21 protein-coding genes are annotated in these 23705 nt (G+C 42.9%); 18 read left to right on the forward strand and 3 right to left on the reverse strand.

The features are described from left to right. Positions 1 to 222 precede the first annotated feature (222 nt). The 10 genes from pbpC (at position 223) to rluF (ending at position 12996) form a co-directional block, all read left to right on the forward strand. Positions 223 to 2544: a peptidoglycan glycosyltransferase PbpC gene (gene pbpC / locus J6836_RS03925; RefSeq protein ID WP_219247025.1), complete on the forward strand. Its 2322-nt coding sequence runs from the start codon at positions 223 to 225 to the stop codon at positions 2542 to 2544. 279 nt (positions 2545 to 2823) lie between these two features. Next, the gene (gene ndk / locus J6836_RS03930) at positions 2824 to 3249 is read left to right on the forward strand and encodes a nucleoside-diphosphate kinase (RefSeq protein WP_219247027.1); all 426 of its coding nucleotides are present in this window, start codon (positions 2824 to 2826) and stop codon (positions 3247 to 3249) included. 157 nt (positions 3250 to 3406) lie between these two features. After that, the gene (locus J6836_RS03935) at positions 3407 to 4588 is read left to right on the forward strand and encodes a bifunctional tRNA (adenosine(37)-C2)-methyltransferase TrmG/ribosomal RNA large subunit methyltransferase RlmN (protein ID WP_206082452.1); all 1182 of its coding nucleotides are present in this window, start codon (positions 3407 to 3409) and stop codon (positions 4586 to 4588) included. Between the two features lie 201 nt (positions 4589 to 4789). Beyond that, the gene (rodZ, locus tag J6836_RS03940; RefSeq protein WP_219247029.1) at positions 4790 to 5737 is read left to right on the forward strand and encodes a cytoskeleton protein RodZ; all 948 of its coding nucleotides are present in this window, start codon (positions 4790 to 4792) and stop codon (positions 5735 to 5737) included. Between the two features lie 156 nt (positions 5738 to 5893). Beyond that, a complete protein-coding gene (gene ispG, locus J6836_RS03945) occupies positions 5894 to 7012 on the forward strand; it encodes a flavodoxin-dependent (E)-4-hydroxy-3-methylbut-2-enyl-diphosphate synthase (protein WP_219247031.1) in 1119 nt (372 codons plus the stop codon). A gap of 223 nt (positions 7013 to 7235) precedes the next feature. Next, positions 7236 to 8513, forward strand: coding sequence for a histidine--tRNA ligase (hisS, locus tag J6836_RS03950; protein WP_219247033.1), 1278 nt, complete (start codon positions 7236 to 7238; stop codon positions 8511 to 8513). Between the two features lie 10 nt (positions 8514 to 8523). Further along, entirely contained in the window at positions 8524 to 9147 is a 624-nt protein-coding gene (locus J6836_RS03955; protein ID WP_219247035.1) for a YfgM family protein, read from the forward strand. Positions 9148 to 9167: 20 nt separating this feature from the next. Further along, positions 9168 to 10340, forward strand: coding sequence for an outer membrane protein assembly factor BamB (gene bamB, locus J6836_RS03960; protein ID WP_219247037.1), 1173 nt, complete (start codon positions 9168 to 9170; stop codon positions 10338 to 10340). Between the two features lie 129 nt (positions 10341 to 10469). Beyond that, positions 10470 to 11948 (forward strand): ribosome biogenesis GTPase Der, encoded by a 1479-nt coding sequence (gene der, locus J6836_RS03965; protein WP_219247039.1) that lies wholly within the window; start codon positions 10470 to 10472, stop codon positions 11946 to 11948. Positions 11949 to 12120: 172 nt separating this feature from the next. Continuing rightward, positions 12121 to 12996, forward strand: a complete 876-nt coding sequence (rluF, locus tag J6836_RS03970; RefSeq protein WP_219247041.1) for a 23S rRNA pseudouridine(2604) synthase RluF — start codon at positions 12121 to 12123, stop codon at positions 12994 to 12996. Positions 12997 to 13135: 139 nt separating this feature from the next. Here rluF and J6836_RS03975 read toward each other — a convergent pair whose 3' ends face one another. Both J6836_RS03975 and hemF read right to left on the reverse strand, forming a co-directional pair. After that, positions 13136 to 14272: a M4 family metallopeptidase gene (locus J6836_RS03975; protein WP_219247043.1), complete on the reverse strand. Its 1137-nt coding sequence runs from the start codon at positions 14270 to 14272 to the stop codon at positions 13136 to 13138. 159 nt (positions 14273 to 14431) lie between these two features. Continuing rightward, positions 14432 to 15349: an oxygen-dependent coproporphyrinogen oxidase gene (gene hemF / locus J6836_RS03980; RefSeq protein WP_219247046.1), complete on the reverse strand. Its 918-nt coding sequence runs from the start codon at positions 15347 to 15349 to the stop codon at positions 14432 to 14434. 136 nt (positions 15350 to 15485) lie between these two features. Between hemF and J6836_RS03985 the strand changes: the two genes are divergently transcribed. The 8 genes from J6836_RS03985 to cysM all read left to right on the forward strand — a co-directional run bounded on the left by J6836_RS03985 (position 15486) and on the right by cysM (position 23060). Further along, entirely contained in the window at positions 15486 to 15917 is a 432-nt protein-coding gene (locus tag J6836_RS03985) for a GNAT family acetyltransferase (protein ID WP_047756418.1), read from the forward strand. A gap of 90 nt (positions 15918 to 16007) precedes the next feature. Beyond that, positions 16008 to 16613, forward strand: coding sequence for an RpoE-regulated lipoprotein (locus J6836_RS03990; RefSeq protein WP_219247048.1), 606 nt, complete (start codon positions 16008 to 16010; stop codon positions 16611 to 16613). A 248-nt stretch (positions 16614 to 16861) separates the two neighbouring features. Beyond that, positions 16862 to 17761, forward strand: a complete 900-nt coding sequence (locus tag J6836_RS03995; RefSeq protein WP_219247051.1) for a Dyp-type peroxidase — start codon at positions 16862 to 16864, stop codon at positions 17759 to 17761. Between the two features lie 236 nt (positions 17762 to 17997). Then, positions 17998 to 19020, forward strand: coding sequence for a sulfate ABC transporter substrate-binding protein (locus tag J6836_RS04000; protein ID WP_219247053.1), 1023 nt, complete (start codon positions 17998 to 18000; stop codon positions 19018 to 19020). Beyond that, positions 19020 to 19850 (forward strand): sulfate/thiosulfate ABC transporter permease CysT, encoded by an 831-nt coding sequence (gene cysT / locus J6836_RS04005; protein ID WP_219247055.1) that lies wholly within the window; start codon positions 19020 to 19022, stop codon positions 19848 to 19850. Before J6836_RS04000 ends, cysT begins: the two co-directional genes overlap by 1 nt. Continuing rightward, the gene (cysW, locus tag J6836_RS04010; protein ID WP_219247057.1) at positions 19850 to 20710 is read left to right on the forward strand and encodes a sulfate/thiosulfate ABC transporter permease CysW; all 861 of its coding nucleotides are present in this window, start codon (positions 19850 to 19852) and stop codon (positions 20708 to 20710) included. Before cysT ends, cysW begins: the two co-directional genes overlap by 1 nt. A 2-nt stretch (positions 20711 to 20712) precedes the next feature. Next, positions 20713 to 21801, forward strand: coding sequence for a sulfate/thiosulfate ABC transporter ATP-binding protein CysA (gene cysA, locus J6836_RS04015; RefSeq protein WP_219247059.1), 1089 nt, complete (start codon positions 20713 to 20715; stop codon positions 21799 to 21801). A gap of 374 nt (positions 21802 to 22175) precedes the next feature. Then, positions 22176 to 23060, forward strand: coding sequence for a cysteine synthase CysM (cysM, locus tag J6836_RS04020; protein WP_219247060.1), 885 nt, complete (start codon positions 22176 to 22178; stop codon positions 23058 to 23060). Positions 23061 to 23164: 104 nt separating this feature from the next. Here cysM and crr read toward each other — a convergent pair whose 3' ends face one another. Next, the gene (crr, locus tag J6836_RS04025; RefSeq protein ID WP_206082435.1) at positions 23165 to 23674 is read right to left on the reverse strand and encodes a PTS glucose transporter subunit IIA; all 510 of its coding nucleotides are present in this window, start codon (positions 23672 to 23674) and stop codon (positions 23165 to 23167) included. Positions 23675 to 23705: the final 31 nt, after the last annotated feature.

Consider the following 23705-nt stretch of genomic DNA (forward strand, 5'->3'; position numbering starts at 1 on the left):
AAGCCCTTATATAGAATATAAGGGCAAAGCTTGTTGACAAAGCGGGATAAAAGCGCGATTTTTCCCGCTTTGTGTTATTAGCCGAAAATCAATGAATTGATTTTCCATATTTATTTTCAAAACCTATCAGATGGCTGGCAAACCTAATCGGTTTTTCAGTCATCTGAGCCCTTATATAGAATATAAGGGCTTTTCTTTACTTCTTTTTTGGTACACCCATCAATGAAAAAATGGTTACGTCGCACAGGCATTACGTTCGTGTCTCTGCTCATTTTGCTGCCGTTATTATTTTTAGTGGCAGACAAAATTTGGCCTTTGCCAATCAAACAGATAGAAATGGCACGAACCGTTGTGGCCGCTGATGGTACACCACTGTGGCGCTTTGCGGATAAAGACGGAATTTGGCGTTTTCCCGTTAAAATTGATGAGGTTTCCCCTGATTTTATCGAAGCGTTATTAACCTATGAAGACCGCCACTTTTACCAACACCCCGGTGTAAACCCGTTTTCATTAGTGCGTGCGGCAGGGCAGTTTGTGAGCTCAGGGCGCATTGTATCGGGTGGTAGCACCATTTCCATGCAAGTGGCGCGGCTTATCGACCCTCATGAACGTACATTGGGCGGTAAACTAAAGCAGCTGTGGCGTACTGCTCAGTTGGAATACCATTATTCGAAAGATGATATTCTCGAAATGTATTTAAACCGTGCGCCTTACGGGGGCACGATAGAAGGTATTGGTGCGGCAAGCTGGGTCTATTTGAATAAATCCCCTACCAAGCTCACTGCTAGTGAAGCCGCTTTGTTTGCGGTACTCCCTCAAGCCCCAAGCCGCTTAAGACCAGACCGTTACCCAGAGCGTGCACAAGCCGCGCGGGATAAAGTTCTGGATAGGCTTGAAGAGTACCAAGTGTGGAGTCATGAAAAAGTGGCTGACATTAAGCAAGAGCAAATTTGGCTCGCACCACGTAAAAACCCACACTCGGCACCGTTATTGGCCCGACGAGTTACCAAAGATGCTCAAGAGTCGATTATTGAAACCACGATTGATGCCAGTTTGCAAAGCCAGCTTGAAGACATGGCGATGAACTGGAAAAACCAGCTTCCTAAGCAAACTTCCTTGGGAATTTTAGTGGTCGATCATTCCGATATGGCGGTGAAAGCCTATATCGGTTCTATTGATTTTCAAGATGATAGCCGTTTTGGTCATGTGGATATGATTAGCGCATGGCGCTCTCCAGGCTCGACATTAAAGCCGTTTTTATATGCGTTAGCGATGGACGATGGATTGATTCACGCTGAATCATTGCTGCAAGATGTGCCACGGCGCTTCAATGATTATCGACCAGGTAACTTCGATAGCGGTTTTAATGGCCCTGTGAGTGTGAGTGATGCACTTGTGCGCTCGTTAAACTTACCTGTGGTGCAACTATTAGATGTGTATGGCAGCAAGCGTTTTACTGCACAACTGCGTAACGTGGGTACGGAATTACGCTTCCCTGTGGGTAGCGAGCCGAATTTATCGTTGATTTTAGGCGGTACAGCAACACGCATGGAAGATTTGGTGTCGGCTTACAGTGCATTTGCTCGCAAAGGTAATGTGTCGCCGCTGCGTTTTAAGCCAACGGATGAAATTCACGATAGGGCGCTAATGTCACCGGGGGCGGCATGGATTGTCCGTCGTATTATGGGCGGGGAGGCTCGGCCTGTTCCAGAGGCTAACTTATCAGGGCAACTAAACTTGGCTTGGAAAACGGGCACAAGCTATGGTTACCGAGACGCATGGGCGATTGGTGTTAACCCACGGTATACCATTGGCGTATGGGTTGGGCGGCCTGATGCCACTCCAGTCGCAGGGCAATTAGGCGTTGCTACGGCTATCCCGATTATGAACCAAGTCAATGGCATGTTGTTGAGCCGAATTTACCTTTCCCATGAAACGCTGCCAAAAGACAGCAAGCCTGCGAGTGTTAGCCAAGCGGTGATTTGTTGGCCGGGTGGCACAGCGTTATTGAAAGACGATAATAATTGCCGCCAGCGGCGTTTAAGTTGGGTTTTGGATAACACCATCCCGCCAACATTAATGGCGCGTGACCAAGAATCGTTGTTGGGGCTAAGACAAAAAATTTGGGTCAATGACCAAGGTTTGCAAGTCGCCGCGGATTGCCCGAATGCTCAAGAAAAAGAGGTGCATCTGTGGCCAATTACCGTGGAGTCTTGGTTGCCATCAAGTGAAAAACGGGAAAATCGGCTACCAAAAGCCGATTTAAGCTGCCCGCCACTGAAATTAGAAATGCCGCCATTATTGATTTCGGGTGTGCGTGATGGGGAAGTTTTACAGCGTTTGCCGGGGAAAACCAGTTTGGATTTGCGCTTAGTCACGCAAGGGGGGCAAGGGCAGAAATGGTGGTTCTTAAATGGCGAACAAGTGAACTCTACTGAGCAAAATGGATCTATTTTGCTCACGCTTGAAAAAAGCGGGAACTACCAAATATCTGTTTTAGATTTAAGCGGACAAGTCACCGCACTAAACTTTAGAGTTAAGTAACAGAGGAAAAACGTGACTTACCCGAAAAAATAGTGTTTTTTGCTATAAAAACTTTAACAAAATGTTGTTGTGACTGTAGGAAATTGTAATCAGAGCCCCTATAATCATCGCCTTATTTTTCTTTTTCCTAGGTGCGCTGATTTTTAGAGGCAAAAACCCTAATATCCGAATTAGAAATAATATAAAAAACTACAACATGCCCCTATTTTACGTTCTTGCATCCTAACTTACAGGGAAGAGCAAAGAATAAAGGCCTAATAAATCGCTAAGAGGTTATTTATGACTGTTCAACGTACATTTTCTATTATCAAACCAAACGCTGTGAAGAAAAACGTGATTGGTGCTATCTACAACCGTTTCGAAAGCGCGGGTTTCTCAATCATTGCAGCTAAAATGATGCACTTAACGCGTGAACAAGCTGAAGGCTTCTACGCTGAACACAAAGGCCGTCCTTTCTTTGATGGTCTGGTTGAATTCATGACTTCTGGCCCAATCATGCTGCAAGTATTAGAAGGCGAAAACGCGATTCAACGTCACCGTGACCTGATGGGCGCAACTAACCCAGACAACGCATTAGCAGGTACTTTACGTGCTGACTACGCAGACAGCTTCACAGAAAACGCAACTCACGGTTCAGATTCTGAAGAATCTGCTGCACGTGAAATCGCGTATTTCTTCACTGCTGACGAAATCTGCCCACGCTAATAAACTAAACATCAAAGTGCATTAGCATTATTGTTGTAAAGTTTGTACAATGCCACGCCCTGCTATAATTAGCAGGGCGCTTATATTTTTAAGACTACCAAAATCTACGTCGTGCTGAATTCAGCACTGCCGAAAGTGTAACAACGAGGCAATACACATGTCCGATATGACGACTGATGCACAATGTGCAACATCTTCCGCTATTTCTGTCACCCCAGAAAAAACGAATCAAAAAGTTAACTTACTCGATTTAAATCGCAAGCAAATGCGTGAATTTTTCGCGCAAATGGGCGAGAAACCATTCCGTGCCGATCAGGTTATGAAATGGATTTATCACTACTGCTACGATGATTTCGAGCAAATGACGGATATCAATAAAGTCCTTCGTGCTAAGTTGCAAGAAGTGGCTGAAATCCGTGCCCCTGAAGTGGCTGATGAACAACGTTCATCGGATGGCACCATTAAATGGGCTATCAAAGTTGGCGACCAACTGGTTGAAACGGTATACATTCCAGAGGCTGACCGTGCAACATTGTGCGTTTCATCTCAAGTGGGGTGCGCGCTCGAGTGTAAATTCTGTTCGACAGCGCAACAAGGTTTCAACCGTAATCTGCGTGTTTCAGAAATTATCGGCCAAGTTTGGCGTGCTGCAAAAATTATAGGTTCACTAAAATCTAGCGGTCGCCGTCCAATTACTAACGTTGTTATGATGGGAATGGGTGAGCCATTACTCAATTTAAACAATGTAGTACCAGCGATGGAAATCATGTTGGATGATTTCGGTTTTGGTCTATCAAAGCGCCGTGTCACGATTTCAACCTCAGGTGTTGTTCCTGCGTTGGATAAACTCGGTGATATGATTGATGTGGCATTAGCGATTTCACTTCATGCACCAACTGATGATATTCGTGATGATATTGTTCCAATCAATAAGAAATACAATATCGAAACATTCCTCAATAGTGTGAATCGTTACCTGACAAAATCGAACGCGAATGCAGGGCGCGTCACCGTTGAGTACGTGATGCTTGATCACGTGAATGACAGCGTAGAACAAGCGCACCAATTGGCTGAATGCTTGAAAAACACACCAAGTAAAATTAACCTGATCCCATGGAACCCGTTCCCAGGTGCGCCATATGGTCGAAGTTCGAACAGTCGTATCGATCGCTTCTCTAAGGTATTGATGGAATACGGGTTTACGACTATAGTTCGTAAGACTCGTGGTGATGATATCGACGCAGCTTGCGGTCAATTAGCTGGCGATGTGATCGATAGAACCAAGCGAACGTTGAAAAAACGCTTAGCTGGGGAACCTATCCAAGTAAAATCAGTCTGATTTATAGATATTATCCAATCAGTGAGTTAGGTAATGTTTCAAGGCGTTTTTACGTTAGGCAAAACGCCTTTGTTCACCTACAATAGTTAAAGCAATAAGATAAATTTAATTGTTGTTTCAAAGCTATGATAAATACTGACGAATAAAGCTTATGAATGTTTGCTTTATATTTTTTTAACTTGGAAATAGTGTTGCCAGCAAATGACTATCGAAAATAATACCGAACAAACTAGTGTCACTGTAGGACAATTATTGGCGCAGGCACGTGAGCGCATGGGGCTAACGCAAGATGCTGTTGCGGAACGATTATGCCTTAAAATCAGTACGGTAAAAGAGATAGAACAAGACATTGCTCCTGCTGGTGTTGAACCCACCTTTTTACGTGGCTACATCCGTTTATATGCACGCATGGTCGGTGTGCCAGAAAGTGACATCAAGGCATTCATGAAAGTGGAAGAGCCTGTTCCACTGGCTAAAGTGTCGCCAATGCAAAGTTACTCTCTGGGTAAAAAACGCAAAAAACGCGAAGGTTGGTTAATGAAACTGACGTGGTTAATTGTAATAGTTTTGATAGCCATGGTGGGTATTTGGTGGTGGCAAGACCATAACGCGCAAAAAAATGAATTAGTTTCGATGGCAAATCAAAGTGATTTGATTTTGTCTCAACAAGACAACAACACAACGCCTGTTGAATTACCGACCCCAATTGATGACTCTTCCATCACCGTGGGAACAGCGACACTGGAAGATACGCCAGAAACATTGGCTCCAGAAGGCGCTGCATCAAATACCACCTCTGAACAAGCGAGTGTGAGAACCATTCCATTACCGAATGCACCTCAATCAACTGTTTCACAAGATAGAATGCAAAATACACAAACGGAAGAACCTGCGCCAGTGAGTAGTAGTGCTTTAGTCCTGAATTTTACAGGGCAGTGCTGGTTAGAAGTGCGTGATGCGAACAATAAGATTTTGTTTAGTGGCGCGAAAAATAATGGCGACAAACTGGAACTCGATGGCACTGCACCTTATCGTTTAAATATCGGTGCGCCAGCTAATGTGACTGTACAATTCCAAGGTAACCCAGTTGATTTAAGTCGCTTTATTAAAGCGAAACGTCCTGCGAAACTTAAGCTGCCAGAAGCTTAAAAATAAATTGTAAAGAAGAAGCAAACTATATCTGAAAACATCTTTTTTGATAGGTTATAGTTTGCTTTCTTGTGTATAGTGGAACGCATAGAAGCAATAGTTAACACTATACCACGGTAACAAAGAGCACATGGACGTTCGGAGAATTAAAGAAAAATGCATAACGAATCACCGATAAAAAGACGCAAATCCACCCGTATCAATGTAGGTAGCGTGCCAATAGGCGACGGTGCCCCTATCGCTGTTCAGTCAATGACTAACACCCGCACTACAGATGTCGAAGCCACTGTCCGCCAAATCAAAGCCCTCGAGCGTGTTGGGGCTGATATTGTGCGTGTTTCTGTTCCGACGATGGATGCAGCGGAAGCCTTTAAACTGATTAAACAGCAAGTTAACTTGCCATTAGTGGCAGATATTCACTTTGACTACCGTATTGCGTTGAAAGTCGCTGAATACGGCGTGGACTGCTTACGAATTAACCCAGGCAATATTGGTAGTGAAGAACGTATCCGCCAGGTTGTTGATTGTGCACGTCATTATGGCATTCCTATTCGTATAGGTGTGAATGGCGGTTCATTGGAAAAAGATATTCAAGAAAAGTATCGCGAGCCAACGCCTGAAGCGCTAGTGGAATCGGCGATGCGCCATGTTGATATCTTGGATAGACTGAACTTTGATCAATTTAAAGTCAGCGTTAAAGCCTCTGATGTATTTTTAGCTGTCGGTTCGTACCGTTTGCTGGCGAATAAAATTGACCAACCTTTGCACTTAGGGATCACCGAAGCGGGGGGCGCGCGTGCGGGTTCAGTTAAATCCGCTATCGGCCTTGGCATGTTACTGTCTGAAGGCATTGGCGATACCTTACGTATCTCCTTAGCAGCAGATCCAGTCGAAGAAATTAAAGTTGGGTTTGATATCCTCAAATCACTGCGTATTCGTTCACGCGGCATTAACTTTATTGCGTGCCCAACCTGTTCACGTCAAGAATTTGATGTGATTGGCACGGTGAATGAACTCGAGCAGCGTTTAGAAGACTTGATCACGCCAATGGATGTCTCGATTATAGGCTGTGTGGTCAATGGTCCTGGTGAAGCCGAAGTTTCAACGTTAGGCGTTGCAGGTGCTAAAACCAAAAGCGGTTTTTATGAAGATGGCAAGCGCCAAAAAGAACGCTTTGATAATGATAAAATTATCGACCAATTAGAAGCGAAAATTCGCGCTAAAGCTGCCATGATGGACGAAAGCAATCGAATTGAGATTAATTTAAAGAACTAAATTTGCTCATATAACTTCAAGCTACACCGTTATTTGTTGTAGCTTGAAATTTTTAGTGCACAATTCAAATTATTATCTGTGTTTGCAGTCGAAATCGGTTAAGTACTGTGCAAATCAACGGATAAATCTCGATTCGTATCAGGATTTGTTGTTTGTTGATTGAACCTGATGATATTTCGCTCTTATAATCAAACTAATGTAATTCTGAAAATAGAGAAAGAACGTGGGAAAAAATATCCAAGCCATTCGCGGCATGAATGATTACTTGCCAGCTGATACACGCGTATGGCAGAAAATCGAAGCAACATTAAAAAATATTTTACAGGGTTATGGTTTTAGTGAAATTCGTACCCCGATTGTAGAGCAGACCCCGCTATTTCGCAGAGCGATTGGTGAAGTGACGGACGTTGTTGAAAAAGAAATGTATACCTTCAACGACCGCAACGAGGAAAGTCTGACATTACGCCCTGAAAATACCGCTGGTTGCGTCCGTGCAGGTATTGAGCATGGCCTGCTGTACAATCAGGAACAGCGTTTATGGTATTTAGGGCCAATGTTTCGTTATGAGCGCCCACAAAAAGGCCGCTATCGCCAATTCCACCAACTAGGTGCTGAAGTGTTTGGTTTAGCAGGTCCAGATATCGATGCGGAAGTTATTCTGATGACTGCGCGCTGGTGGAAAGCGTTAGGGATTAGCGAACATGTGACATTAGAGCTGAACTCTATTGGTTCTTTAGAGGCGCGTGCCAATTACCGCGAAGCATTAGTGGCATTCTTAGAGCAACACAAAGACAAGTTGGATGAAGACTGCAAACGCCGTATGTACACTAATCCATTACGCGTTTTGGATTCCAAAAATCAAGATGTTCAAACTTTATTGAACGATGCGCCGGAACTGTTTGACTACCTAGATGTCGAATCACGTGAGCACTTTGATGGCTTATGCAAATTATTGGATAATGCGGGGGTTAAATACCGTGTTAATCAGCGTTTGGTCCGTGGTCTTGACTACTATAATCGCACTGTTTTCGAGTGGGTAACGACAGCCTTAGGCTCACAAGGTACGGTGTGTGCTGGTGGCCGTTATGATGGCCTCGTTGAACAGTTGGGCGGTCGTGGAACACCAGCGGTTGGTTTTGCGATGGGCATGGAACGCATGGTGTTATTAGTTCAGGAAGTAAACCCTGAATTTACAGCAGACACCTCAGTTGCTGATGTCTACTTGGCCTCATTTGGTGACAACAGCCAGCAAGCTGCGCTGTTGGTTGCAGAAAAAGTGCGTGACGAATTACCTACGCTGCGGTTAATGACTAACCACGGTGGCGGAAACTTCAAGAAACAGTTAGCAAGAGCCGATAAGCAAGGCGCTAAAATTGCGTTGATCTTGGGGGAAGATGAAATTAATAATAGCCAAGTTACCCTAAAAGATTTGCGTACTGGCGAGCAAGAAACCATTTCACAGCAACTAATGGCATCACGTATCACTGAGCTATTAGGTTAAGGAGAGACAAGTGGAAGTCTATACAAACGAAAATGATCAAGTTGACGCGATTAAACGCTTTTTCGCGAATTATGGCGCGCCATTAGTCATTGGTCTCGTCATTGGTGTGGGTGGGGTATTCGGTTGGAACTATTGGCAGTCCCATAAAGTCAATGTCCTACAAGAAAGCGCGCAAAAATATGAAACCATCAATACCCAATTACGCTCAGGTTCAGAGCAGGGTGTTATTGCTGCACAAAAATTTGCGGCTGAAACAGATGATGTTTACAGTGCCATGATGGGGCTGGAACTCGCACAAATCGCGGTCGATAAAGGTGATTTGGCGAATGCACAAACAGCATTAAGCAACGCACTAGCAAAAGCAAAAACGGTTGATATGCAAGACCTTATCAATCTACGTTTAGCGCGAGTGCAACTTGCACAAGGTAACGCTGATGCGGCAATCGCGTCTGTAGCGAACATTAAAGGTAAGTCATGGCAAGCAACGGCACAGGATGTCCGTGGTGATGCCTTACTCCATAAGGGCGATAAAGCTGGTGCGAAAGCAGCTTACGCACAGGGGTTAGAAAGTGAAGGTTCTCAATCTCTTAGAGGTATTTTGACTCTGAAATTGAACAACGTATCTAATTCATAAGAAGAAAGGAAACGACAAACATGCAGTTGCGCAAAACTCTTTTGATAGGCCTCGTCGCTTCAGCTTTACTTGCCGGTTGTTCCAGCGAAACTGATTCTATCATTATGGCGCCACTTCCACAGGTTGAGAATCAATTTACCCCATCAATTGTTTGGGATAAATCTGTTGGTAACGGTGTTGAACAATTTTACTCTGAATTAGCCCCTGTTTGGGATGGTTCAGCGGTCTATGCGGCTGATCGTAAAGGTTTAGTGAAAGCATTAGAGCTCGATAGCGGTAAAGAAATTTGGTCTGTTGATCTCTCTAAGCGTACTGGCTTCCTTTCTGCTAATTTGTCTGCGCTGCTGTCTGGTGGTTTAACCATTGATGGTGACAAAATCTTTATTGGTACCGAACGCGGTACAGTGATTGCGTTGAACAAAGACGATGGACAAGTCGTTTGGGATGTCGAAGTCGCAGGTGAGGCTCTGTCTAAACCAACTGTTAGCAACGACTTAGTAATGGTTCACACCAGTAATGGCCAATTACAGGCGTTAGATGCGAACAGCGGCGAAATCAAATGGACCGTAAACATGGATACGCCATCGCTGTCTTTACGCGGTGAGTCAGCCCCTGCGGTGGCCTTTGGTGCCGCAATTGTGGGTGGTGATAACGGTCGTGTCAGCGCGGTGTTATTATCCCAAGGCCAACTGATTTGGCAGCAACGTATTTCTCAAGTGACCAGCTCAACTGAAATCGGTCGCTTGAATGATGTGGATATGTCACCAATCATTGATGATGGCAAAGTGTATGCGATTGCATACAATGGTACATTAGCTGCGTTAGATATGCGCTCAGGGCAAATTCTGTGGAAACGCGAATTAGGCTCTGTAAACAACATGGTTTTATCCGGTGAAAACTTATATCTGGTAGACCAAAATGATCGCGTGTTATCTGTACGTAAAAGTGATGGTGTTACCTTATGGACGCAAGAAGAACTGCTAAACCGTGGGTTATCTGCACCAGAAATGTATAATGGTTACCTTGTTGTCGGTGATAAAGAAGGTTATTTACACTGGTTGGATATGAACACTGGGGGCTTTGTTGCACAAAACAAATTGAATAGCTCAGGTATTCATGCACGCCCAGTAGTGGCGAGTGATAAACTCATGGTTCAGGCGAAAAACGGAACAGTTTATCTGTTAACGCGTTAATTTCCTGACAAACCGCCATTTTACCGATAAAATAAACGGTTCCTGATAACAGGGACCGTTTCGTTTTTTTGTTTTCTGAGTTTAAGCCTCAGAATTCCTTAGTTAATTAAAGTTGTGAGGCATCTAAGAATGATACCCGTCGTAGCGCTGGTAGGGCGTCCAAACGTAGGAAAATCCACGTTATTTAACCGTTTAACCCGTACCCGTGACGCATTAGTAGCGGACTTTCCTGGTCTGACTCGTGACCGTAAATATGGGCGTGCCGAAGTTGAAGGGCATGAATTCATTATTATCGACACGGGTGGTATCGATGGGACTGAAGAAGGTGTGGAAACACACATGGCAGCGCAGTCCTTGCAAGCTATTGAAGAAGCAGACATCGTACTCTTTATGGTTGATGCGCGCTCAGGCTTAATGCCTGCGGATGAAGGCATCGCTAAACACTTACGCAGCCGTAAGAAAAAAACCTATTTAGTTGCCAATAAAACCGATGGTATTGATGTTACCACAGCAATTGGTGATTTCTATTCCCTTGGCTTAGGTGAAATTCATCCTATCGCTGCCTCCCACGGCCGTGGTGTCACTCAATTAATCGAACAATCATTGAAACCATTTATTGGCGAAGATGAAGAAGAAGTTGAGTTAACGGAAGAAGAAGAGAATGCGGCATACTGGGCTGAACTAGAAGCCGAAGGTGAGCTTGCTGAAGACGAAGAAGATGATTTCGACCCAACAACACTACCGATTAAATTAGCGATTGTTGGCCGCCCTAATGTGGGTAAATCAACGTTAACAAACCGTATTTTGGGTGAAGAGCGTGTGGTTGTATTCGACATGCCTGGTACTACCCGTGACAGTATCTATATTCCAATGGAACGTGATGAGCGCGAATATATCCTCATTGATACAGCAGGGGTACGTAAACGCGGTAAAGTCACTGAAACGGTTGAAAAGTTCTCTGTCATCAAAACGTTGCAAGCCATTGAAGATGCCAACGTAGTTTTATTAGTTATCGATGCGCGTGAAGGTATTTCTGACCAAGACTTATCGTTACTGGGCTTTATCCTGAATGCGGGGCGTTCATTGGTCATTGCGGTCAATAAATGGGATGGCATGAAGCCGGAAGATCGCGAACACGTAAAAGATATGCTTGAGCTACGTCTTGGTTTTGTTGATTTTGCACGTATTCACTTTATTTCTGCACTACATGGCAGCGGGGTGGGCAACTTATTTGAATCTGTTCAAGAAGCCTATGAATCAGCTACCCGTCGCGTTGGTACGGCATTGCTGACCCGTATTATGAAAATGGCAGAAGATGAGCACCAACCACCGTTGATCCGTGGCCGTCGCGTGAAAATGAAATATGCTCACGCAGGGGGGCATAATCCACCGATTGTAGTGATCCACGGTAACCAAGTGTCTGACTTGCCAGATAGCTATAAACGTTATTTGATGAACTATTTCCGTCGTTCATTACAAGTGATGGGAACACCAATTCGTATTCTGTTTAAAGAGGGTGAAAACCCTTATGCGGATAAGAAAAACAAGCTGACAGCAACACAATTACGTAAACGTAAGCGTTTGATGCAGCATTTGAAAAAACGTTAGTTTGTCATTAAGGCATTTTTAGCCTTAATAGACGTTAAAGCCGTAACACATCAACCTGTTACGGCTTTTTGTTATATGATCTTTTGACAATTTTAGTGATTCAAGTGCAAATCCGTGTGGCCAATAACTCATAATAATGGTGTCGGCGGGGCATAACTGATTGAGGGAATTTATGGATACTCGTTCTTCTACACGTCTTAACAAATATATTAGCGAAAGTGGTATTTGCTCAAGGCGCGAAGCCGACCGTTATATTGAGCAAGGTAATGTATTTATCAACGGGAAACGTGCAGGCATCGGTGACCAAGTTTTTGCGGGTGATGTTGTTAAAGTAAATGGTCAACTGATTGAAGCGCGTAATGAAGATGACTTAATTCTTATTGCTCTCAATAAACCGGTGGGGATCGTCAGTACGACAGAAAGTGGTGAGAAAGATAATATTGTTGATTATGTGAACCACAGTACGCGTATATTCCCGATTGGGCGGTTAGATAAGGACTCACAAGGGCTGATTTTTTTAACCAATCATGGCGATCTGGTCAATAAAATTTTGCGTGCAGGCAACTCACATGAGAAAGAGTACCTTGTGACGGTCAATAAACCCGTTACTGATGAGTTTATCCGCGGTATGGGAGCCGGTGTTCCTATACTTGGCACAATGACCAAAAAATGTAAGGTCAAAAAAGAAGCGCCATTTGTTTTTCGTATTACCCTTGTGCAAGGGCTTAACCGCCAAATCCGCCGCATGTGCGAACACTTTGGTTTTGAAGTCACTAAACTTGAACGTATTCGTATTATGAATGTGGGATTGGCAGGGATACCCGTTGGTGAATGGCGAGATTTAACTGACGATGAGCTTATCGAACTATTTGATATGATGGAAAAATCAGAGTCTGATATTAAGCCGAAAAAACCACAAAAGGCACAGGCAAGCAGTAAGAGCGGTAATGGTACGAAGCAAAATACAGGGAGTAAGCCGAAAGCTAAACCTGAAAACCCTACACGTAAAAAATTTACACAACCGGGTCGTAAAAAGAAAAAACGTTAACGTGTGGGTTTAGTTAAAAATTTACTGCAATATAAGGCTGAATGATTGGGCATTTACTGCGCTTAAACATCGGCCTTTTTTATATAAATAACGAGTGGATAATCAATTACATTTCAATGTGTTGATTTGCCATGAACAATTAAAGTTTATCGAGTACCAGCCCAACATCTTCCCAGCTTTTTTGTGTTTGTAAGGCCACTTTTTCCCCAAACAGTTTACGTGCATTATTCACTGTTGCAGTTGCAAACTGTTTGAAGTTAGATTTTGATGTAATTTTAGGATCGGAAACCGCTGCAATCCATATTTTTCCAGCAACATCCCAAGTATTACCGCCTAATTCAGTCGCCAATAAGTAGAATGCGCGATTTGGAATACCTGAATTGATATGAACACCACCGTTATCAATAGTCTGAGATAACTCTTTGTATTCATTCATATGAGCAACTTGTGGGTCTTTATTGTATTTTGAAAAGTAATATGCGCTACCTGGGTTAGACATAGACCGAAGGGCAGGGGCTTTCACTTTATCAATGAAAAGGTTTTCCCCGAGCAACCAATTGGACGTGCTAGCACTTTCATTGTTGACGAATTGCTTGACCATGATGCCGATAACGTCAGCAACAGATTCATTCAGTGCGCCAGATTGAAAAATATAGTTAAAATTAGCTTCCGAACTAATGTAGCCATGGGCGAGTTCGTGCGCAATTATGTCAATGTCATTGTAGAATGGACCAAAAGTTTTTCCATCTCCATCCCCAAAGAAAATAGCTTGAGAATCCCAGAAAGCATTGGCGTAGTTTGTTCCAAAATGAATAATCGCATTGATATTAGCAGCACAGCCAAACATTTGACCAATATTTAATTTCTCCTTAAAAAATGTGCGAATAGTCCCTATTGAATCAAAAACATGACCCGCGGGTTTGGATGGGGCTTTTGCATCTCCTTCACTCATCACAACTTTATAGTCATCATAGAGCATGTGTTCCTCATCAGACAGTTCATCAAGTTGACAGATAGGAAGTTCAGAGTGCTTATGGCTGGTGTGTGCAACAGGTTGTTGTGCATCGCGAATAACGCGATTATAGCTATTATCAGTACTTATCCCACAGCGAGAGAGCAAACTACGTTGGCGCTGGACTTCTTCATCGGTATAGGTACGGCTCATCATATCATTGATATGTAATAGTGTAGATTTAAGCTCAGTTGAATCATTTTCAGCAATGATATTAGAAACTAAACATGGGGATAATAGTGAACGTGCAAGGATATGACTCATGATATAACTCCATTTCAAGTGGGTGAGATGGAATCATAATCGGTTATGTTTTAATTGTAACTACATGATATCTAAGGATTTAAATTAATGCCTGTTGCATTTTATTAGAAAGGTAAAAAGCCCATTTTTCTACCTTTCTCTATAAGTACATATTATTAATTAAGGTGATAACCACTCTTTACCTGAAATTAAAAAATCGGTATAGAGTTTTTCTTCGGGACTATTTGGCTCAGGGTGATAGTCATACTCCCAGCGAACAAGAGGGGGCATTGACATTAAAATCGACTCAGTTCGACCACCACTTTGTAAACCAAATAATGTACCTCTATCCCAAACAAGATTAAATTCTACATAGCGGCCACGACGATATAACTGGAATTGTCTTTCTCGTTCACCCCATGAATAGTCATTGCGTTTTTCAACAATTGGGACATAAGCATGTAAAAAACCATTACCGACAGCTTGGGTAAAATTAAAACAGTGATCGAACCCGCCTTGATTGAGGTCGTCATAGAACAAGCCGCCAACACCACGAGGCTCATTTCTATGTTTTAAAAAGAAGTATTCATCACACCAATTCTTATATTTTGGATAAACATCCTCACCAAAAGGGAGACATAAGTCGCGTGCAACCGTATGCCAATGAACAACATCCTCAGTGAAACCATAATATGGCGTTAAATCAAATCCACCACCAAACCACCAAACGGGGGCCTCTCCCTCTTTTTCGGCAATGAAAAAGCGCACATTAGCGTGAGTCGTTGGGATATAGGGATTTAAGGGATGAATAACGAGTGAAACGCCCATCGCTTGGTAGCTACGGCCTGCTAGTTCAGGACGGTGTGCGGATGCAGAGGCGGGTAGTTGTGCGCCTTTTATGTGCGAAAAGTTTACACCAGCCTGCTCGAAGAGGGCTCCGTTTGTTAAAACACGGCTACGCCCACCGCCGCCTTCAGCGCGCTCCCACGTTTGTTCTAGAAAAGTTTCTTTACCGTCTAGCTCAGTGATTTTTTTGCAAATTGACTCTTGCAAGCTTTGCAAATAGGTTTTTACACGATCAATATCAGGGTAATTCATTGTTTTCTAATAAAACCAAAGGGAAAAAATAATGGTTAAAGTATACCCCTTTAAGGTAAAAAAGGCATATTGAATATTGATTGTGTTGTAAAACCAGTGATAATGGCAGGAAGATTAGTTTAAACGGGCAAATGTTATGGAAATACGGATCTTCCGCCAAGGTGATTATGAAGAGGTGCTGACATTATGGGAGCGCTGTTCCCTTAATGAATTCTCAGGTGACCCTGAGTTAGACATCGAACGTAAATTACAATGTGGTGCAGACTTGTTTTTAGTTGCTGAAGTAACTGGGGAAGTTGTTGGCACTATTATGGGTGGTTATGATGGTATCCGTGGCACTGCCGTTTATCTTGCTGTACACCCTGATTATCGTGGGCGTGGCATCGCAAATGCATTAGTGAGCCGCCTTGAAAAGAAATTGATTGCTCGTGGGTGTGGAAGAATTGAATTATTAGTTAGCGAAGAATCTGATGCCGCTATCTATATGTTTGAAAAAATGCAGTATGAAGAAGAACAGCCTGAGCGCTTGATTTACTCGAAAAAATTAACCCACGAAACGGATTTCTAAGTTAATTGCTATTTGTTGCTTCATTGATTTGAATGTTTTAGCAAATAGATTGTCACAATATGCATTATGCGACGAATTAAAGAGGATGATATGTCCCAACATGCAAATCTCAATGGCCAAACATGGCTAGCCCCGGCATTAAAAGTTTCCCTTTTAGGCTCGATATTAATGTTATCTGGTTGTGCGGGGTTCAAAGCTTTTTCGCCATCAACATGGTTTAGTAGCCCATTAATGGTGTCCAGCTCTGGTCTTGGCCAAGTGACTAATTTTACCCCCATGCAGGCGGATACTGTTAAAGAACAACTGAATAACCGTTATGCCATCCGTAATGGGATGCAAATGGAAAATGGCGAGGTCGTCACGATTTTCCAAGGTATGGATGACGATAAAGTTAAAGTTGAAATTATTGGCCCTGAGCATGGTTATGTCTCACGAATTGTAGTGAGTGACCCGAATGTTGTGACGGAGTGGGGGCCAAAAATCGGTACGCCATTTAGCGATATTTATGAAAAAGCCTTTGGAGTGTGTGGATTAGGTGAGCGCGTCGATAATACCCCTACAGTGGAATGTAATTCACCACAATCTAGCCAAGTGGTGTATCGCTTTACAGGTAAGTGGCAAGGCCCTGAAGATTTAATGCCGTCAGATAACGACCTAAAAGAGTGGGAAATCTCTCAAATTCTTTGGCATAAATAAGTTTTCTTCAAAAAATATCGTAAGTGACTAAATCATTTACGGTATTTTTTTATCTCTCCGATGTTTTTTCTCTTAAGTTTCTTAAAGAAATTTCCCCTTTGTTAAATTTTCTTTCTTATAATAGAGAGCGAAACCTATAAAGCCTTGCGTTAAAACAAGGTGAAGAAGATGACGATAAGGTACGATAGTGATATCGTCCTAGATAACAGATAGGTTAGATAACATATTCATTTTACGAGGTTTACCGTATGTCTCATTCTCAAAGTGGTATTTTGAAAGAACACAGTCGTTTCGGTATTTTTATTGAAGCATTGGTGCAAGAAGGTTCGCTGGATGAAGTGAAAGCAGGTTGCAAAAACTTTGTCGATGCTTTAACAAAATTACAGGCACAATACCCTGATGATCGTCTCGGTGCAGTAATTGCGTTTGGTTCTGATACATGGAAGCAAATGGGGCGTGCAGACAGTGCACCTGAATTAAAGCCGTTTCGAGCACTAGGTAAAGGGTTAGCACCTGCAACTCAGCGCGATATGTTCATTCATATTCAGTCCTTACGCCATGATATTAACTTTTCATTAGCGCAAGCGGCACTAAAAGCATTCGGTAAGTCCATCAATGTCGTTGAAGAAATTCATGGTTTCCGCTGGGTTGAAGACCGCGATTTAAGTGGCTTTATCGATGGTACTGAAAACCCGCAAGGGGAAGAGATTGCCGAAGTTACCTTGATTGAAGAAGGGAACGATAAAGGCGGAAGCTACGTTTTAGTACAACGTTATGAGCATGATTTAAGAAAGTGGGATCGTTTTTCTGAACATGAACAAGAAAAAATGATTGGCCGCACGAAGAAAGACAGTGTCGAACTGGATGAAGATGCGCGAAACGCGACTTCCCACGTTTCACGGGTAGTAATTGAAGAAGACGGTGAAGAGCTTGCTGTGATGCGCCACAGCTTGCCATATGGCACAGCAAGCGGTAAACACGGGTTATTTTTCATCGCCTATTGTGCAAGATTACACAATATTGAACAGCAACTGTTAAGCATGTTCGGTGAAAAAGACGGTAAACATGATGACCTGCTACGCATGACTAAAGCGGTTTCTGGTAGCTATTACTACGCGCCTTCTATTGAAACTTTGCTTGCGCTATAGATGACTCCTTGCCGCACGGATGCGGCGATTTCCTTTTCTTTAGTTTTACTTCCAATTGAACAGTGTTCATGTATTTAGCTATTTGATAGTTAATGAAATTCTAGTGCTTATTTCCTCTATTTCTTTGTTATTCCAATTTGATATATAAAAACTTGATTGATAACTACCCAGTTATAACCAAAACCGCTACAGTGGAGCCATACAGATATTTTGGTTTAGTGACGAATGGGAATGACATGAAAACAACTTTTTTTAAGAAAACGGCTTTAGCCAGCTTAGCGACTGTGTCTTTATTAGGTAGCCCGCATTTATTCGCTGCTGAACTGCTTAACAGTTCATATGATATTGCTCGTGAATTATTTGTGGCGCTGAATCCAACGTTTGAAAAACAGTGGAATGAGGCACATCCCGATGACAAATTAACCATCAAGCAATCTCATGCAGGGTCATCAAAGCAAGCCTTGGCGATTTTGCAGGGGTTAAGAGCAGATGTGGTGACCTATAACCAAGTGACTGATGTGCAAATTTTGCATGATAAAGGTAATTTGATCCCCGCAGATTGGCAGGCACGCTTACCGAATAATAGTTCACCTTATTATTCCACGATGGCTTTTTTAGTGCGAAAAGATAACCCGAAAGGGATCAAAACGTGGGATGACCTTGTTCGTAGCGATGTGAAATTGATTTTTCCAAATCCAAAGACATCTGGTAATGGCCGTTATACCTATCTTGCCGCTTGGGGTGCATTTAACCAAGAAAACAAAGGCGATACCGCGAAAACACGCGAGCAAATGAAGCAGTTTCTTAAAAATGTGGAAGTGTTTGATACAGGCGGTCGTGGTGCGACAACCTCATTTATCGAGCGCGGCCTTGGGGATGTACTGATAAGTTTTGAGTCAGAAGTGAACAATATTCGTTCACAATACGGTGAATCCGATTACGAAGTCATTGTCCCGCCAGTGGATATTTTGGCCGAGTTCCCTGTGGCTTGGGTGGACAAGAATGTACAGAAAAATGGTACTGAAGACGTTGCGAAAGCTTATTTAAATTATTTATATAGCCCGCAAGCACAGGAAATTATTACTAACTTTAATTACCGTGTGAATGACAAAGCGGTGATGGAAGCGAACAAAAGTAAATTCCCAGAAACGAAATTATTTACTGTTGAATCCCAATTTGAGAGCTGGCCAAAAGTGATGGATGTGCATTTCTCAACGGGAGGGGAGTTTGATGAACTAATGGCACAAGGGCGCCGTTAATGAATCGGTCTGGAAAGCGTTTTTTGCCGGGCTTTGGCCTGACGCTAGGTAGCAGCTTGTTTTATACCTGTTTGATTTTGTTGCTACCTATGAGTGCGTTAGTGATCCAATTGTCGGAAATGACATGGCAACAATATTGGGCAGTGATTAGCTACCCGCAAGTGGTTGCGGCTTATAAAGTGACATTGTTGTCTGCTTTAGTGGCAAGCTTATTTAATGCGGTATTTGGTATGTTATTGGCATGGATCTTAACGCGCTATCGCTTTCCAGGCAGAACATTACTAGACGGTTTAGTGGATTTGCCCTTTGCATTGCCAACGGCAGTTGCTGGGTTAACACTGGCGACCTTATTTGCGACATCAGGTTGGTATGGTCAATACCTTCATCAGTTTGATATCAAAGTGGTGAATACTTGGCTAGGCATTGCCGTTGCAATGGCATTTACCAGTATCCCTTTTGTGGTACGCACTGTTCAGCCTGTCTTGGAAGAACTGGGGCCAGAATACGAAGAAGCAGCACAAACGTTGGGCGCAAGTCGCTGGCAAACTTTTCGCCGTGTGATCATGCCTGAGCTTTCCCCTGCATTGCTAGCGGGAACTGTTTTGTCATTCACACGCAGTCTCGGTGAGTTTGGTGCAATAATCTTTATCGCAGGAAATATTGCTTGGCAAACTGAAGTGGTTTCTTTAATGATTTTCAGTCAGTTACAGCAATTTGATTACCCTGCGGCAAGTGCGGTTGCATCGGTTATTTTAGCTGTCTCGCTACTGTTGTTATTCAGTGTCAATTTAGTACAAAGCCGCTTTGGTAAGCGATTGGGGGGCAAATAATGGCTCAAATCACTCCGTTACAAACTGCCCAGCGGTCACCGATTAATTGGGGGAAATGGCTTCTCATTGCGGCAGGTATTTTCTTTGCCATCTTGTTGTTAGTGATCCCAATTATTTGGATTTTTATTACGGCTTTTCAAAAAGGGTTAGGGGAAGTTCTGCTTAATTTATCTAACCCAGATATGCTGCATGCGATTGGATTAACAGTATTAATTGCGTTGATTACGGTTCCTGTTAATTTGATATTTGGCACGATGATGGCGTGGTTAGTGACGCGCTTCCAGTTCCCAGGGCGGCAGTTATTACTCACATTAGTTGACATTCCTTTTGCAGTTTCACCGGTGGTGGCAGGGTTGTTATACCTGCTGTTTTATGGCTCAAACAGTTGGCTTGGTGGGTGGCTTGAAGGTTTTGATATCCAATTAATGTTTTCATGGCCAGGAATGGCATTAGTCACCATATTTGTGACTTGCCCATTTGTGGTGCGTGAGTTGGTACCATTGATGTTAAGCCAAGGTAGCCAAGAAGATGAAGCCGCAGTATTACTTGGCGCATCAGGTTGGAAAATGTTTTGGCGCGTTACATTACCGAATATTCGCTGGGCGCTGTTATACGGCGTTGTATTGACCAATGCGCGGGCAATTGGCGAGTTTGGTGCGGTATCGGTCGTTTCAGGCGCTATCCGTGGTGAAACCTACACATTGCCGTTACAAGTTGAATTATTGCATCAAGATTACAACACGGTCGGTGCATTTACCGCTGCGGCTATTCTTGCGTTAATGGCCATTATTACGTTAATTCTTAAAAGCGCATTACAGTGGCATTTAAGTCGTCAGCAGTCTGAATCAGGAGTCCATTAAACATGAGTATTGAAATTGAAAAAATCGGTAAGTTCTTTGGGAAAACCCAAGTACTCAACGATATTTCACTGGATATTGCATCGGGTGAAATGGTGGCCTTATTAGGCCCTTCAGGTTCAGGAAAAACCACCTTATTACGAATTATTGCAGGGCTTGAGCAGCAAAGTGGAGGCATATTGCGTTTTCACGGGCAAGATGTGAGCCAAGTTCACGCGAAAGACAGGCATGTTGGTTTTGTTTTCCAGCACTACGCATTATTTCGCCATATGACGGTATTCGATAATGTGGCGTTCGGCTTAACGGTGTTACCACGTAAGCAGAGGCCATCATCCCAAGCGATTAAGCAAAAGGTGATGCAGTTGCTGGAGATGGTGCAATTAGCCCACTTAGCTTCGCGTTTTCCTGCGCAACTTTCAGGGGGACAAAAACAGCGTGTTGCGTTAGCGCGAGCACTTGCCGTTGACCCGCAAATTTTACTGTTAGATGAGCCCTTTGGTGCGTTAGATGCACAGGTGCGTATCGAACTACGTCGTTGGTTACGCCAATTGCATGATGAGCTTAAATTTACTAGCGTGTTTGTGACACACGACCAAGAAGAAGCGATGGAAGTTGCGGATAGAATTGTGGTCATGAGTCAAGGGCGTATTGAGCAGGTCGGTACACCAAATGATATTTGGCAGCGACCAGAAACCCGCTTTGTATTGGAGTTTATGGGTGAAGTTAACCAAATTTCCGCACAGATCAAAGGTTCGGTTTTAGCGATTGATGGCTATGAATTTTCGTTGAACCATACCAGTGCTCATCAAGGTGAGGTAGATGTTTTCTTACGCCCATGGGACATTTCATTGAAGCCTGAAGTGGATGCACGACACCGCTTACCTGTTAGAGTGACAGAATCAGGCCCAAGAGGGCATTTTTGGCAACTGACAGTGCAACCGATAGGGTGGGGGAATGGCCCATTGTCTGTGATTTGGCAATCAAATACAGCAATCCCTAATCGTGGTGAACATTATTTTCTTGGCAGCCAAGAAGTAAAAATATATCAAGGTGATACTGAATTAGTTTTTCCCCAATTAGCGCAAAGTGCGTGAATATAACTTTTCACTATTTATAACACTGATAAGTTAAGCCTTATTGGTGTTATTTTCTATTATTCTTATCATTTATATATCATTTCATTTCGCCATAAATTGATTATTGGCAACGGGCGTTATTTGTTGATTTTTATTTTAATGTGCTGATATATAAGCATTTTATTTATCATAAAAATAAGAGATATAGCTGGTAATTCTATAAACTTATTGTAATATAATATATCAATTAGCTATATCATTATGGGTAATAAAGATAATCTATTTTTCTAATAATAATATGAAGAGAATTCATGTTCACTCATAGGTTTATTGGGGTAATATCTTATTTCTATTAATTCTAAGCGATAAATAAAAATTATAAGGATGCGAAAGTGTCAACTCTGGAACAATTTATTGGTCACACCCCATTAGTAAAACTTCAGCGTTTGACGCAAGGGATTGATGCTGAAATTTGGGTAAAGCTTGAAGGTAACAATCCTGCTGGCTCTGTAAAAGACAGAGCAGCCTTTTCCATGATCAGTGAAGCTGAAAAGCGTGGTGAAATTAAGCCGGGTGATACATTAATTGAAGCAACGAGTGGCAATACTGGCATTGCACTGGCAATGATTGCCGCGGTAAAAGGGTATAAATTAAAGCTTTTAATGCCTGAAAACATGAGCAAAGAGCGTCAAGCATCAATGCAAGCTTATGGCGCAGAGCTAATTTTGGTCAGTACCACCGTCGGTATGGAAGGGGCGCGAGATCTCGCGAAAGAGATGGAAAAGAATGGGGAAGGGAAGGTCTTAGATCAATTTAATAACCCAGATAACCCACTTGCTCATTTTAAAACGACAGGCCCTGAAATTTGGCAGCAAACGAACGGTAAGGTCACCCATTTTGTCTCAAGTATGGGAACAACCGGCACTATCACTGGGGTTAGTCGTTATTTGAAATCGCAATCAAAAGACGTACATATTGTCGGTTTGCAGCCTGCTGAAAAAAGCCAAATACCGGGTATTCGTCGCTGGTCACCAGGTTATCTTCCCGGGATTTTTGATGGCGAGCTTGTGGATAGCGTACTGGATGTTAACCAGCAAGACGCTGAAGAGACCATGAAAGCCCTCGCGAGGCTTGAAGGTATTTTCTGTGGTGTAAGCTCAGGCGGTGCGGTGTCAGGGGCTTTACGCGTGGCGAAAGAAAATCCGGGTGCGGTGATCGTCGCAATTATTTGTGATAGGGGTGACCGCTACTTATCGACAGGTGTTTTTGATTCTTAATATGTTGTTTTTTGATGAAAATAAGACTTTCATTAGGAAACGCTAGAACGAGTTAAACCATCAGGTTATCCACCTGATGGTTTTTCAATTATTATGCGCGATAATTATTTCTTGATACGCATAATGACAGTTTCACCTACTGTCACTGAACCCGTCAGTTTATTCAATTCTTTGATTTCGTCCATGTTCGAAATCACAACTGGCGTCAGAACGGATTTCGCTTTTTCTTCTAACAGAGCTAAATCAAATTCAATGACTAAATCGCCTTTCTTGACCGCTTGGCCTTCTTCAGCGATACGTTTGAAGCCTTCACCTTTGAGCTCAACGGTATCAATACCGAAGTGAACAAACAGTTCAATACCATCGTCTGACTCAATAGAAAACGCATGATTGGTTTCAAAGATTTTACCGATTGTACCGTCTACTGGAGCAACAATTTTATTGCCAGCAGGTTTGATGGCGATACCATCACCGACAATTTTCTCTGCGAACACAACGTCTGGAACATCTTCAATATTGACGATTTCGCCTGATAGTGGGGCGATAATTTCAATACTACCACTGCTACTTTTGTCTTCCGAAACTAGTGATTTCAGTTTGTCAAACAGACCCATGGACCTTCTCCTAATCGTTTTATATGGGACC

Origin of the sequence: Providencia sp. R33, from assembly GCF_019343475.1 — a bacterium.
Lineage (GTDB): Bacteria > Pseudomonadota > Gammaproteobacteria > Enterobacterales > Enterobacteriaceae > Providencia.